Origin of the sequence: Cryobacterium mannosilyticum (assembly GCF_004402705.1) — a bacterium.
Lineage (GTDB): Bacteria > Actinomycetota > Actinomycetes > Actinomycetales > Microbacteriaceae > Cryobacterium > Cryobacterium mannosilyticum.
Map to the genome: position 1 here is coordinate 18,201 of NZ_SOFM01000050.1, position 14,085 is coordinate 32,285.

Annotated in this window: 11 protein-coding genes; 3 read left to right on the forward strand and 8 right to left on the reverse strand. The window is 66.9% G+C overall.

Annotation, left to right across the window (positions count from 1 at the left end):
• Positions 1-47 precede the first annotated feature (47 nt).
• The 8 genes from E3O32_RS16400 to E3O32_RS16435 all read right to left on the reverse strand — a co-directional run bounded on the left by E3O32_RS16400 (position 48) and on the right by E3O32_RS16435 (position 9,740).
• A complete protein-coding gene (locus E3O32_RS16400) occupies positions 48-1,154 on the reverse strand; it encodes a Gfo/Idh/MocA family protein (protein ID WP_134510910.1) in 1,107 nt (368 codons plus the stop codon).
• The gene (locus tag E3O32_RS16405) at positions 1,151-1,978 is read right to left on the reverse strand and encodes a sugar phosphate isomerase/epimerase family protein (protein WP_134510911.1); all 828 of its coding nucleotides are present in this window, start codon (positions 1,976-1,978) and stop codon (positions 1,151-1,153) included. Before E3O32_RS16405 ends, E3O32_RS16400 begins: the two co-directional genes overlap by 4 nt.
• 91 nt (positions 1,979-2,069) lie before the next feature.
• Positions 2,070-4,331, reverse strand: a complete 2,262-nt coding sequence (locus E3O32_RS16410; RefSeq protein ID WP_134510912.1) for an exo-beta-d-1,3/1,6-glucosidase — start codon at positions 4,329-4,331, stop codon at positions 2,070-2,072.
• The gene (locus tag E3O32_RS16415; RefSeq protein WP_134510913.1) at positions 4,328-5,386 is read right to left on the reverse strand and encodes an ABC transporter permease; all 1,059 of its coding nucleotides are present in this window, start codon (positions 5,384-5,386) and stop codon (positions 4,328-4,330) included. Before E3O32_RS16415 ends, E3O32_RS16410 begins: the two co-directional genes overlap by 4 nt.
• A 1-nt stretch (position 5,387) precedes the next feature.
• Positions 5,388-6,383: an ABC transporter permease gene (locus E3O32_RS16420; protein ID WP_134510914.1), complete on the reverse strand. Its 996-nt coding sequence runs from the start codon at positions 6,381-6,383 to the stop codon at positions 5,388-5,390.
• The gene (locus tag E3O32_RS16425) at positions 6,380-7,192 is read right to left on the reverse strand and encodes an ABC transporter ATP-binding protein (RefSeq protein ID WP_134510915.1); all 813 of its coding nucleotides are present in this window, start codon (positions 7,190-7,192) and stop codon (positions 6,380-6,382) included. The genes E3O32_RS16420 and E3O32_RS16425 overlap by 4 nt, the downstream gene beginning before the upstream one ends.
• Entirely contained in the window at positions 7,189-8,013 is an 825-nt protein-coding gene (locus E3O32_RS16430) for an ABC transporter ATP-binding protein (protein ID WP_134510916.1), read from the reverse strand. The genes E3O32_RS16425 and E3O32_RS16430 overlap by 4 nt, the downstream gene beginning before the upstream one ends.
• A 71-nt stretch (positions 8,014-8,084) precedes the next feature.
• Positions 8,085-9,740 carry an ABC transporter substrate-binding protein gene (locus tag E3O32_RS16435; protein WP_134510917.1) on the reverse strand — a complete coding sequence of 552 codons (1,656 nt, stop codon included), beginning with the start codon at positions 9,738-9,740 and terminating at the stop codon, positions 8,085-8,087.
• A 172-nt stretch (positions 9,741-9,912) separates the two neighbouring features.
• Here E3O32_RS16435 and E3O32_RS16440 point away from each other — a divergent pair, with 172 nt between their 5' ends.
• From E3O32_RS16440 to E3O32_RS16450, 3 genes are all read left to right on the forward strand, one after another.
• The gene (locus E3O32_RS16440) at positions 9,913-10,539 is read left to right on the forward strand and encodes a TetR/AcrR family transcriptional regulator (RefSeq protein WP_134510984.1); all 627 of its coding nucleotides are present in this window, start codon (positions 9,913-9,915) and stop codon (positions 10,537-10,539) included.
• Positions 10,540-10,704: 165 nt separating this feature from the next.
• On the forward strand, positions 10,705-13,230 hold the full coding sequence (locus tag E3O32_RS16445; RefSeq protein WP_134510918.1) for an ATP-dependent Clp protease ATP-binding subunit: 2,526 nt from the start codon (positions 10,705-10,707) through the stop codon (positions 13,228-13,230).
• 233 nt (positions 13,231-13,463) lie between these two features.
• Entirely contained in the window at positions 13,464-13,970 is a 507-nt protein-coding gene (locus E3O32_RS16450) for an amino-acid N-acetyltransferase (protein ID WP_134510919.1), read from the forward strand.
• The last annotated feature ends 115 nt before the right edge of the window (positions 13,971-14,085 follow it).

Below are 14,085 nucleotides of genomic sequence, written 5' to 3' on the forward strand. Positions count from 1 at the left end.
CGAGTCCGCACGATCGTCGCCCTGCACCGGGGGTGCCGCCGACCTTGTCAGCAGGTCCGGGAGGCGGGATTCCAGGTGGCATCCAGCGGTGTGGGCTGGGTGACGCGCGACGTCACGTCGACCGGCAGGCCGGACTCCGCCGCGACCGAGATTGCGAGCAACACGTCGAGCACATGGGCCGCGACGGCCCCGCTCGCGCGCTCGCGCTCACCGCCGCGAATCGCTCGGGCGAGGTCGAGCACGCCCGAACCGCGTCCGTAGGTGGAACCTGTCGCGGTGAGGGTCATCGGCTCCGTGTGGCCGAAACGCCACAGTGTGGAGTCGCCCTCGAACGTGTTCGGATCAGGCAGGACGATCGTGCCGGCCGTGCCGCTGATCTCCAGGAAACCCATCCGCGGCAGGGCGTTCTGAAAGCTGAACGTCGACTGTGCCGACTGCCCGCCGGCGAACTCGACGAGAGCGGCGTAGTGCGTGGGCACCTCGACGGGGAACTCGAGACCGGCACGCGGGCCGCTGCCGATGGTGCGCACGGGGAACGACTTCGAGGAGACGGCGCTCACCCGGCTGGCGGCACCGAATGCGTGTATCAGCGTCGCGACGTAGTACGGACCCATGTCGAACAGCGGGCCGGCGCCGTGGGCGAAGAGAAACTCCGGATTCGGGTGCCAGGCCTCCGGGCCGGGGACATGGAACATCGTCGTCGCCGTCAGCGGCTCGCCGATGTCACCGCGAGCGATTGCCCGCATGGCGGTCTGGATGCCCGCCCCGAGCACAGTGTCCGGTGCGCAGGCGACTCGCAGGCCCGCCGCGTCGGCTGCGGCGAGCAGGGCCGCCCCCGCCTGCTGGTCGAGGGCGAGCGGCTTCTCACTCCAGACGTGCTTGCCGGCCGCGATGATGAGCTCGCCGACCTCCGTGTGGACGGCCGGGATGGTGAGGTTCACGACGATCTCGATCTCGTCGATGGCAAGGAGCTCGTCGACGGAGCCGTGCCCGGGTATCCCGAAGGCCTCGGCCTGCGCACGAGCACGGCTCGCGTCGATGTCGGCGACGAACAGGACCGACAGGTCCGGGAACGCCGTCATGTTCTCCAGGTAGGTACCACTGATCACCCCGGCGCCGATGACGCCGACGCCGACCGGACCGGTGCCGCTCACTGGGCAACCGCCGTGTCGCCGGCGGTGTCGTTCCGGGCGAGCCAGGCGAAGGACGCCGCGACGCCCTCGAAGATGTCACCGCTGTATCCATCGAACTCCACCACCCGTAGCGCGTGCGGCGCTGCGGCGAGGATAGCGGGGATGTCGACGTCCCCGCTGCCCGCGGGAACCTGGTCCCTGAAGGCCTTCGCGAGGGCGTCGGGCACCTCCAGGGCGCTTTCGCTGCTGGGCAACGAGGTGGCGATGTCTCCGGCGACGCGGCCGTCCTTGATGTGCAGGAACTGCACGCGCTCACCGAGCGATCGAAGCAGCGCTGGGGTGTCCGCGCCGCCGACCGTCGACCAGAATGTGTCGATCTCCAGGGTGACGTCGGGGGCGAGGCGCTCGAGGAACAACTCGAAGATCGACCGGCCAGTGACCCGGTTCGAGAACTCCCAGTTGTGGTTGTGGTAGCCGAACCGCAGGCCGGCAGCAGCCGCCTGGACCTGCAGTTCGTTCACCCGGCCGGCAAGGCGGGAGGCGTCGTCGGCCGTCTGCCAGCGGGCGCTCGGAATGAACGGGTCGATCACGGTGCCGATGCCGAGCTGGGCCGCCGCGTCGAAGGTGCGTGCCGGGTCGTCCGAGTCGATGACGGAGGCGTGACCGGACGGAGCGGAGACGCCCGCAGCCGCGAAGGCCCGCTCGTACTCGTCCGCTCGCTCAACGAAAGCGTACGGTTCGACCTTCGTGAAGCCGATCTCGGCGAGTCGCGCGACGGCGCCGTCGAGATCGGCGGAAATCGCATCCCGCACCGTGTAGAGCTGGATGGAGGGTGACGTCGTCATTTGCTACTCCTGGTGATGGGGATGGGGATGGGGATGGTGATGGTGATGCGGCGGATTCGCACATCCGTTGACCGGGTCTCACGCCCTACTGTCACGGGGTCGTTACGGTGAACGCCGCCCCGAGCAGCGTGGAATCCCGTGACGACGGACCGACCAGGAGCTCGAACTGCCCCGGTTCCACGACTCGTCGTCCTGCGGCATCCACGATGCTGCACTCGGCGACGGGAAGTTCCAGCCGCACGCGCGCGGACTCACCGGGTGCCAGCCCGACCTGACGGTAGGTCTTGAGCTCCTTGTCGGTCCAGCTCACCGAGGTGACCGCATCCCGCACGTATGCCTGCACCGTTTCCAGCGCCGGCCGCGCACCGGTGTTTCGCACCGTTATCTGCGCGACGATCGTGTCCGATGCCGTGAGCGCCGTCTCCTCCAGCACGAGATCCTCGTACTGGACGGTGGTGTAACTGCGCCCCTCACCGAAGGCCCAGGCAGGCGACTGGGTGAGGTCCGCGTAGCGGTCGCCGTGCTGGCCGCGGATCTGGTTGTAGTACGTCGGCTGCTGCCCGGCGTGCCGCGCGAACGAGATCGGCAGGCGCCCGGACGGCTCCACCTCGCCGACGAGGATCTCGGCGAGAGCACGCCCACCCTGCATTCCCGGATTCGCCGTCCAGACTACGGCTGCGGCTCGCTGGACGGATGCCGGCAGCACGAGCGGTTTTGATGCGAGCAGCACGACGACCACCGGCTTCCCGGTCGCGATCAGCGCGTCCAGAAGGGCGTTCTGCCCGCCGATGAGCTCGAGCGTCGCCGTGGACCGACCCTCGCCGACGAGTTCGATCCTGTCGCCGACGACGGCGATCACGACATCCGCCTGGTCCGCCGCGGCGACGGCCTCGATGATGAGCGTCTGATCGGGCTCGCACGGCACGACGTGCGACGGGCGGGGCTGACCATCCGGGAAGGTCGGGCCGGCGGGATCCGGCTCCAGGGTGAGGATGTCGGCGCCCCGCGCATGGGTCACGACCCAGTCAGCCGGCGCGATCCGCCGGATGCCGTCGAGCACGGTCGTGATCATCTCCCGCGGCTGCCCGTCGAGCCAGCCGACCTGGCCCGATCCACCGGCCCAGTCGCCCAGTTGCGTCTGAGCGTCGTCAGCCAGTGGTCCCACCACGGCGACCCGCGTCGAGCGCGCAGCGGACAGCGGCAACACTCCGTCGTTCTCGAGCAGCACGATCGATCGGCGGGCCACCTCCAGGTTCAGCTCCGCGTGCGCAGCATTGCCCACGATTCCGGCCAGGTCCGCACGGGGAAGCCGCGGGTTCTCGAAGAGCCCGAGCTCGAACTTCAGCGTGAGGATGCGGGCCACAGCCGGGTCGAACGCGCTCGCGTCGAGAAGACCCTGGTCGACGGCGGCCAGCGCACCCTCGAAGAACTCCGGGGTCGTCATGATCATGTCGTTGCCGGCCTGCACGGCGGCGGCGGCCGCGTGCGCATAGTCGGGTTGCACCTTCTGCTCCCAGACCATCCGGCCGACGTTGTCCCAGTCGGTGACCAGGGTGCCGGTGTACCCCCACTCGCCACGCAAGACGTCGCTGAGAAGCCACTCATTGATCGTGATCGGCACGCCGTCCATGCTCTGGTAGCCGAGCATGAAGGAACGGCAGCCCGCGCGGGCCACCCGCTCGAACGGCGGCAGGAACCAGGAGCGGAGCTTGCGACGGGAGAGGTCCGACTCGCTCGAGTCACGCCCGCCCTGCGTCTCCGAGTAGCCGGCGAAGTGCTTGGCGGTCGCGAGGATCGCCGTCGGATCGGCCAGGCCGTTTCCCTGATAGCCCCGCACCATCGCCGCCGCGAGCTCGCCGATGAGGAAGGGATCCTCGCCGAACGTTTCGCCCACCCGCCCCCAGCGCAGGTCGCGAGCGATGCACAGCACGGGGGAGAAGGTCCAGTGCACACCCGTGGCCGCCACCTCGACCGCCGTCGCCCGGGCGACCCGCTCGAGCAGGTCTGCGTCCCAGGATGCCGCCATCGCCAGCTGCGTCGGGTAGATCGTCGCACCCTCCCAGAACGAGTGGCCGTGGATGCAATCCTCAGCGACAATCAGCGGAATGCGCAGCCGCGTGTGGGCGGAGAGTTCATTGGCACGCAGGATCGACTCCGGTGAGGTGTGCAGGATCGATCCGGCATGCTTCCGCAGCACGTGGTCGTCGAGGTCCTCCTGCGCATCGAGTTGGAGCATCTGCCCGACCTTCTCCTCCACCGACATCCGTGCGAGGAGGTCGGCGACGCGTTCGGGGATCGGGAGCGCGGGGTCCTGGTACGGGAGGGAGTCGGTGGAAGACCTGGAGATCGTCATTTCGTGTTCCCTGCCTGACGCCGCGCCGGGGTCTCGACGGTGCGGACGACGGTCATCGTGGCGTTGACGTCGAGGCCCTTCTTCTTCATCGCCCTGGCTCGCTCCCCGGCCGAACGCAGGCGCGGGTTGACGTACTCGTCGATGCCGAAGTTGATCAGCGACAGCGCGACGCCGAGGATGGCGATGCAGAGTCCTGCCGGGACGTACCACCACCAGAAGTCCGGGAAGGCGCCGTTCTGCTGGGCCCAGAACAGGATCGTGCCCCAGTTCAGGTTGGTGATGGGGATCACGCCGATGAAAGCGAGGGTGGTGAGGCCCAGCACCGCTGCGGTGACGGTGCCGACGAAGCTGGAGGCGATGATCGCCATCAGGTTCGGCAGCATCTCCACAAGGATGATGCGGTGCAGCGGCTCGCCGTTCGCGCGGGCGGCCTGAATGAAATCGCGGTTGCGCAGCGACATCGTCTGCGCACGGAGCACGCGTGCGCCCCATGCCCAGCCGGTTGCGGCGAGCACGGCGGCGATGAGGATGAGCGGCGGGTTCTCGAACTGGGACGCGACGATGATGATCAGCGGCAGCCCGGGGATGACGAGGAACACATTCGTCACCGCGGAAAGCGACTCGCTCCGCCAGCCTCGGGTGTACCCCGCGACGACACCCATGACCACGGCGATCGCGGTGCCGATGATCCCGGCCAGGAATCCGACGATGAGCACACCGCGGGTGCCGTAGATGATCTGGCTGAGGATGTCTTCCCCCATGTGCGTCGTGCCGAGCAGGTGGGTCCAGGACGGCGCCTGACGGAGAGCCGTGAAGTCCTTCTCGAGCGCGCCATACGGGGCGAGGAAATCGCCGAGGAGAGCGACCGCGACGAAGACGCACAGGATGACGAGTCCGGTCAGTGACTTCGGGTTGCGGAACATCGCGAACGCCGACGCCAGCTGCGACCAGAACGTCTTCTCCTTGGGCGGAGTGGTCGCTGCCGGTGAACGCACTGTCTCCGGTTCCGGGCTGCCGACGGTTGCCGGTCCGGTCAGGTTTTCTGCGGTTGTCATCTCAGGCCTCTGTCTGACGTGTGCGGGGATCGAGGATCGCATAGGCGACGTCCGCGAGGACGTTCGCGCACAGCACCGCCATCGTGATGATGAGGAACACGCCCTGCATGAGCGGGTAGTCCTTCGCATTGGTCGCGTCCAGCAACAGCTTGCCGATGCCGGGATAGGAGAACACCATCTCCATCACGATCGTGCCGCCGACGATGAATCCGATGGACAGCGCGAAACTGGACAGCTGCGGCAGCATCGCGTTGCGGGCGGCATAGTGCCAGAGCACGCGACGGTTCGGCAGGCCCTTGGCCTGCGCCACAGTGATGTAGTCCTCGTCGAGCACAGTGAGCATCATGTTGCGCATGCCGAGGATCCATCCGCCCAGCGACGCGATGACGATCGTGATCGCCGGCAGTGCGCCGTGAGCGATCACCTGCCCGATGAAGTCGGCCGTGAAAACCGGCGACGACCCCTTGTCGTAGGCGTGCGAGGCGGGGAACCAGCCCAGGGTCGAAGAGAAGACCGCGATCGCGATCAGTCCGAGCCAGAAGTACGGCACCGTGCTGAAGAAGGTCGAGATCGGGACGATCACATCCGCTCTGCTGCCGCGCCGCCAGCCGATGAGGGCGCCGGTTGCGGTGCCGAGAACGAACGACACGATCGTGGCGATCCCGACGAGGCCGAGCGTCCACGGCAGAGCCGAGGAGATGATGTCACCGACGGGCGCGAGGCCGTTGGAGAAGGAGCGTCCGAGGTCGCCGCTGAACAGGAGCTGCCAGTAGCCCGTGTACTGCTCCCAGACGGAGCTGTTCTGGTCGAGGCCGAAGAGGATGCGCAGGGACCGCTCGGCCTCCGGGCTGATCTGCCCGGCATTGCGCTGCATGTAGGCGGTGACGGGGTCGCCCGCCATCATGCGCGGCAGGAAGAAGTTGATGGTGATCGCCGCCCACGCCGTGAACAGGTAGAACGCGGAACGGCTGGCGATGAAGCGGACCGGGATCTTCATGCGACACCGCCCCGGGGGCGAGTCGATGCCGTGGCGAAGTGCTTCTCCGGGTCGGGCGAAGCCGACCGGAGCTCCCGGGTGTACTCGTGCTGAGGGTTCAGGATGACGTCGTCGGCGGGTCCGTGTTCGACCACGCGGCCCTGGTGCAGCACCATGATCTGGTCGCTGAAGTGACGCGCTGTGGCGAGGTCGTGGGTGATGTAGAGCACACCCAGCCCCTCCTCCCTCTGCAGATCGGCGAGCAGGTTCAGCACACCGAGGCGGATCGACACGTCCAGCATCGACACCGGCTCATCGGCGACGAGCAGCGAGGGTCGCGACGCGAGCGCCCGGGCGATCGCGACGCGTTGGCGCTGTCCGCCCGAGAGTTCGTGCGGGCGGCGGTCGATGACCGCATCCGCGTCCAGGCGCACCCGTTCCAGGAGGCGCCTGACCTCTGTCTCGGTCTCAGCCTTGGGGACGACGTTGTCCAGCCGCAGCGGACGCTCGATGTGGTATCGGATCGAGTGGTAAGGGTTGAGCGAGGCGAACGGATCCTGAAAGATCATCCGCAACGTCTGGCGGTAGCTGCGAAGGCCTCGGCCGTGGCGGGGGATCGGCTTGCCGTCCAGCAGCACCTCGCCACTGGTGGGGGTCTCCAGCTGGGTGAGGATTTTCGCGATGGTCGACTTGCCGCTGCCGGACTGGCCGACCAGGGCGATGGTCTCTCGGTCGTGCAGGGTGAAGCTGACGTCGTCGAGGGCGAGCATCGTCGATGCCCCGCGCACCCGGTAGCGTTTGGAGACGTTCACAAATTCGAGCGTGGTCATCGGACCAGCACTCCCCTCTCGCCGGTCAGGCGGGGAAAGGACGCCAGCAGCGTCTTGGTGTATTCGTGCTGCGGGTGCTCCCAGAGCTCGCGCGCGGGTGCGAGTTCGATGATTTCGCCGCCCCGCATCACGGCGATCCGGTCGCTGATCTCCAGCAGCAGGGGGAGGTCATGGGTGATGAAGATCACTGAGAAGCCGAATTCGTGGCGCAGCATCGAGATCTGACTCAGGATCTCGCGCTGCACGAGCACATCCAGTGCCGTGGTCGGCTCGTCCATCACCATCAGCTGAGGGCGCAGAGCGAGCGCCATGGCGATCATCACGCGCTGGCGCATGCCACCGGAGAGCTCGTGCGGAAAGGAGCGGATGCGCTCGCGTCCGACGGCGACGAGCTCCAACAACTCCTCGCACGCGGCGCGGCGCTCGCGCCTGTTCAGGTCGGGACGGTGCACGCGGAACACGTCGCCCAGTTGTGCGCCGATCGTGGTGACGGGATTGAGCGCGTTCATCGCCCCCTGGAACACCATCGAGATCTTGTCCCACCGGAAGCGTCGCATCTCTTCGACGTCGAGCGCGTTGACGTCGATGTCGACACCGGATGCGTCGTGGAAGGTCACGCTCCCGCTTTCGATCACCGCGGGTGCACGCAGCAGGCGCTGCAGGCCATAGGCGAGCGTGGTCTTGCCGCACCCGCTTTCGCCGGCGAGCCCGAGGATCTCGCCACGCTGCAGTTCGAGGGTCACATGCTTCACCGCTTCGACGGGCGGATCGACGTCATACACGACCGAGAAGTCGTGCACGGTGAGGAGAGGATCAGGCATGGTTCGTCGCTTTCGTGAAGGTCGGCGATGGAGGGGCGGATGCTGCGGCATCCGCCCCTCCCTGATTCGAGTTACTCGACCGGCTTGAGTTTCGTGAGGATCAGCGGGACGGTGACCTGCAGGGGGTCGGCCGTCGCGTACTGGTCCTTCTCGTTCGGCCAGCCCACGTAGTTGCGGGTGTTGTACTCGCCCAGCACCGGGTGGGTGCCGACCGGGATTACCGGCACGTCATCGACGAAGACGCTCTGGATCTCTCCCAGCGCTGCCGTGCGCTCCTCATCGGTCGCCGAGGTCGCGTACGTGTCCAGCAGTTCGGTGGCACGCGGGTTGTCGTAGCGACCGAAGTTGTAGTCCACCTCGTCGCCCGTCAGGAGCCAGCGTCCGTCCATCGTGTCGGAGTAGAGGTCGTACGGCGTGGTGCCGCTGTCGGTCCAGTGCATGATGGCGTCGAAGTTGCCGGAGCGCTTGTTGGCCCACCAGGTGTCGGCGTCAGGCGTGTTCACCTTCGCGTCGGCGCCGAGGGTCTTCGTGACCTGGTCGGCGATGAGGCTGATGCCGGTGACGTAGTCGTTCCAGCCCTGCGGAACCTCGACGGTGAACGAAACAGGCTCGCCGTCGGGGTCGATCAGGGCCTTCTTGGCCCAGGTGTATCCGGCGTCGGTGAGGAGCGCCCGAGCACCCTTGACGTCCATCGAGAGTTCCTTGCCCTGGTACTGGGTCGCGATGTACTGCTCGCCGACGGGGGTCGGCAGACCGGTCACCGACTTCAGTTGGGGGCCGGCCTTCTCGCGGGCGATCTCGGTGTGCGCCGCGCGGTCGATGACCATGTTGACCGCCTGACGGAACGCCAGGTTGTTGAAGGGCTTCTTCTGGTGGTTGAGGAACAATACGTCGGGCGCCATCACGTTCGCCGCCCAGAAGACGTTGTGGTCGGGGTCCTTGTCGACGAATGCGCTCTTCACATTGGGGATGAACGCCTGCGCCCAGTCGGCATCGCCGCTGGCAAGGGCCGTGGTCAGCGCGGTGTTGTCGTTGTACGAGACGTAGTACAGGGTCGGCACGGCGAGGTCGCCGCCCCAGTAATCGTCGCGGGCCCGCATCGTGACCGACTGGCTGCTGAAGCTGTCCAGCGTGTACGGGCCGGTGCCGACGGGCTTGGGGTTGGTGTCCGTGGTCGGGTCAGCCACATCGGCCCAGATGTGCTTCGGAACCATCGGGATGTGCAGAACCTGCGCCTGCTTGACGAACTTCGACTCGGCGAAGGTGAGGACAACGGTCTCGCCGTCCTTCACGATGTCGGTCAGTTGCAGGTTGCCCGTGTCGAACGCGGGAGTATTGCGGATGATGTCGAAGGAGAAGACGACGTCGTCGGCGGTGAATTTCTCACCGTCGTTCCAGGTCACGCCGGAGCGTGGGGTGACGGTGAGCTGGGTGTAGTCGGCATTCCAGTCGACCTTCTCGGCCAACCAGGGGGTGGTCTCGTTCTTGCCGACCGCGTTCACCATCGCGAGGGGTTCGAAGATGACGTTCTTGTAGCCGAACTTGTTCGCGGACGAATCGCCGACCCAGGGGTTGTTCGACTCCGTGGCAATCACGCCGTCGGGCTTCGCGATGGTGAGTGCGGCTCCGGCCTCTGGCTGCGAGCCGGGTGCGGCGCCCCCGGCGCAGCCTGTGAGGGCGAGTGCCGCCACCAGTCCGACGCCGATGAAGGTTGATCTGAGCCTCATTGCTACTCCCTCTGTGATGCAGCACCATCGTGGTGCCCTTTCCTCAACTTACTTACTGGTAAGTAAGTTGAGGCCGACGCTACCAACAAGTCACTAATATGGCAAGCGTTGGATGTTGGACCTGATCGTCGTCGCCGAAGGGAGCACCGTGCCGCACGAAGCCAAGAGCAACATGCCCCGCACCAGGCCGGCGACACAGCGCAAGCGCAGGGAGATCCTCGATGCGGCCATCGACATCTTCGGGAACAAGGGCTACGCGAACGGAACCCTTGCCGAGATCGCCGAACAGGTCGACATCACCCACGCCGGAGTGCTCCATCACTTCGGGTCGAAGCAGAACCTGCTGCTCGAGATGCTCACCTACCGCGATGAGACGGACGTCGCGGATCTCGACGAGCACCACATCCCGAACGGGCCGGAGCTGTTCCTGCACCTGGTGCGAACCGCCCTCGTGAACTCGCGGCGCGCCGGCGTCGTGCAGGTCTACACCGTTCTCTCGGCCGAGTCCGTCACGGACGATCACCCGGCACGCCCGTTCTTCGAGGATCGGTACTCGACACTGCGAGGCCTGGTCGCGGCTGCATTCCGCGTACTGTGCGAGCAAGAGGGAATCGCCGAGCCTGCGACGATCGGCGCCGCGTCCGCCAGCATCCTCGCCGTGATGGACGGGTTGCAGCTGCAATGGCTCCTGCACCCGCAAGACATCGAGCTCCCGGAGACCAGTGAGTTCGCCATCCGAGCGATCGTCAACGGGGTGCTTCATCCGGGACCGGAGCTGTCCCAATATATTCGAGGGTGACGCGAGAACTCGGGGTGCGCATCGTGTCGCCGCGGGTCAGTCGCGGATCAGCCGCGGAGCGTCATCCGTCACGCCTGCGGCGAACAGAGGCGCGGTTTGGGAGGTTCCCTCGTTACTCTCGATGTATCGGCGCCACAACTGCCCTGGTGCCAAGGGAGCGATCACATGTTTGAGAGATTTACCGACCGAGCTCGTCGCGTCGTCGTCCTGGCCCAAGAAGAGGCCAAGATGCTCAACCACAATTACATCGGCACCGAGCACATCCTGCTCGGGCTGATCCACGAAGGCGAGGGTGTGGCCGCCAAGGCCCTCGAGAGCCTGGGCATTTCCCTCGACGCCGTGCGCGAGCAGGTGCAGGACATCATCGGCCAGGGCCAGCAGCAGCCGACCGGGCACATCCCGTTCACGCCGCGCGCCAAGAAGGTGCTCGAACTGAGCCTGCGCGAAGCCCTGCAGCTCGGCCACAACTACATCGGCACCGAGCACATCCTGCTCGGCCTCATCCGCGAGGGTGAGGGCGTTGCCGCCCAGGTGCTCGTCAAGCTCGGCGCCGACCTCAACCGGGTGCGCCAGCAGGTCATCCAGCTCCTCTCCGGCTACCAGGGCAAGGAGCAGGTCCAGGTTGGGGCCAACGAGACGGCGAGCGGTCCGGCGGGCAGCCAGATTCTCGACCAGTTCGGCCGCAACCTCACCCAGGCCGCGCGCGAGAACAAGCTCGACCCGGTGATCGGGCGCGAGAAGGAGATCGAACGGGTCATGCAGATCCTGTCCCGGCGATCGAAGAACAACCCTGTCCTGATCGGCGAGCCCGGCGTCGGCAAGACCGCCGTCGTCGAGGGGCTCGCCCAGGCCATCGTCAAGGGCGACGTGCCCGAGACCCTGAAAGACAAGCAGCTTTACTCGCTCGACCTCGGCTCCCTCATCGCCGGCAGCCGCTACCGCGGTGACTTCGAGGAACGACTGAAGAAGGTCACCAAGGAGATCCGCACCCGCGGCGACATCATCATCTTCATCGACGAGATTCACACCCTCGTCGGTGCCGGTGCCGCCGAGGGCGCCATCGACGCGGCCTCGATCCTCAAGCCGCTGCTCGCCCGCGGTGAGCTGCAGACCATCGGTGCGACCACGATCGACGAGTACCGCAAGCACTTCGAGAAGGATGCCGCGCTCGAGCGCCGGTTCCAGCCGATCCAGGTGGCCGAGCCGTCGCTGCCCCACACCATCAACATCCTCAAGGGGCTGCGCGACCGCTACGAGGCGCACCACAAGGTCTCGATCACCGACGGGGCCCTCGTGGCCGCGGCGAACCTCGCCGACCGCTACGTCTCCGACCGGTTCCTCCCCGACAAGGCCATCGACCTGATCGACGAGGCCGGCGCGCGCCTGCGCCTGTCGATCCTCTCCAGCCCGCCCGAGCTGCGCGAATTCGACGAGAAGATCGCCGTGGTGCGCGCCGCCAAGGAGACCGCGATCGAGGAGCAGGACTTCGAGAAGGCCGCCGGCCTGCGCGACGAGGAGAAGAACCTCCTCGGCGAGCGTCTGCGCCTGGAGAAGAAGTGGAAGTCCGGCGACGTCAAGACCACCGCCGTCGTCGACGAGGGCCTGATCGCCGAGGTGCTCGCCCAGGCGACCGGCATCCCCGTGTTCAAGCTCACCGAGGAGGAGTCCTCGCGGCTCGTCTTCATGGAGAAGGCCCTGCACCAGCGCGTCATCGGCCAGGAGCAGGCCATCGCGGCCCTCGCCAAGACCATCCGCCGCACCCGCGCCGGCCTGAAGGACCCCAAGCGTCCCTCCGGTTCGTTCATCTTCGCCGGCCCCACCGGCGTCGGCAAGACCGAGCTGGCCAAGGCGCTCGCCGAGTTCCTCTTCGACGACGAGGCCGCCATGATCTCCCTCGACATGAGCGAGTACGGCGAGAAGCACACCGTCTCCCGGCTCTTCGGTGCACCTCCCGGCTTCGTCGGCTTCGAAGAGGGCGGCCAGCTCACCGAGAAGGTGCGCCGCAAGCCGTTCTCCGTGGTGCTGTTCGACGAGATCGAGAAGGCCCACCCCGACATCTTCAACTCGCTCCTCCAGATCCTGGAGGAGGGCCGGTTGACCGATGGCCAGGGTCGCGTGATCGACTTCAAGAACACCGTGATCATCATGACCACCAACCTCGGCACCAAGGACATCAGCGGCGCGCCCGTCGGGTTCCAGCTCGAGGGCGACACGACCACCAGCTACGACCGGATGGCCGGCAAGGTCAAGGAAGAACTCAAGAAGAACTTCAAGCCCGAGTTCCTCAACCGCGTCGACGAGGTCATCGTCTTCCCGCAGCTGACCAAGCCCGAGCTGCTGCAGATCGTGGACCTGTTCATCAAGCGTTTGAGCGACCGCCTGCTCGACCGCGACATGACCGTCGAGCTGACCCTCCCGGCCAAGGAGCACCTGATCGAGGTCGGCTTCGACCCCACGCTCGGCGCCCGGCCGCTGCGCCGCGCGATCCAGCGCGAGGTGGAGGACCGCCTGTCGGAGAAGATCCTGCAGGGCGAGCTGAACGCGGGCGACCACGTGCACGTCGACTTCGTGGCCGGCGAGTACGTCTTCACCACCACGGCGCGCAAGTCCGCGGTGTCGGTCGGCGTCAACACGACCGCAGCCCTCGGCACCGGGCCGGGCACGCCCGACCTCGCCGTGACCAGCGAATAACAGCACAGCAGCAGCGAACCAGGCGGCAACGCCTCGAAGGGCCCGGCCATCCGCCGGGCCCTTCCTCGTTCCCTGCCGTCGTTCCCCGGTCGGGGAGGGCGAGGTGGGAGGGTGGCTAACTCAGGAGATCCGGCCGGGCCCGCCGCCGCACCCCCGGAAAACCGGGGGCGACTTCCGTAGACTGGAACGGTTTTCCTGAATTAGCCACGCGAGGAAGGGCCGGTAAGCGCCACATGCAGGAGTATTCGGTGCGCCGGGCGCGCACAAGCGACGTGCCGCGCATCCAGGCGCTGGTCGCGCCGCTCGTGCAGGAGCGCATCCTGCTCGGCAAGGAGAGCGTGGTCTTCTACGAGGCCGTGCAGGAGTTCAGGGTGGTCGAAGACGCCGACGGCAACCTGATCGGCTGCGGCGCCCTGCACGTGATGTGGGAGGACCTCGGCGAGGTGCGCACCCTGGCCGTCACCGCCGACCGGCTCGGCCGCGGCGTCGGCCACGCCCTGATCGACCGGCTCGAAGCGGATGCCCGCGAGCTCGGCCTGACCCGCCTCTTCTGCCTCACGTTCGAGGTGCCGTTCTTCAGCCGGCACGGCTTCACCGACATGGGCTCGGAGACGGTCGACCCGCTCGTCTACGCCGAGTTGGTGCGCTCCCACGACGAGGGGGTCGCCGAGTTCCTCGACCTCGCCCGGGTGAAGCCGAACACCCTCGGAAACACCCGGATGGTCAAGCGGCTGGTCTGATCCGGCACGGTCGGCGCACAGGTTACCCGTTCGGGTGCCGCTCATGTGGGGGTAATTCCGGCCGATCCTGCTCATCCGAGCGACACGCCGGTGCCGCACGAACCGTTCACCGTTT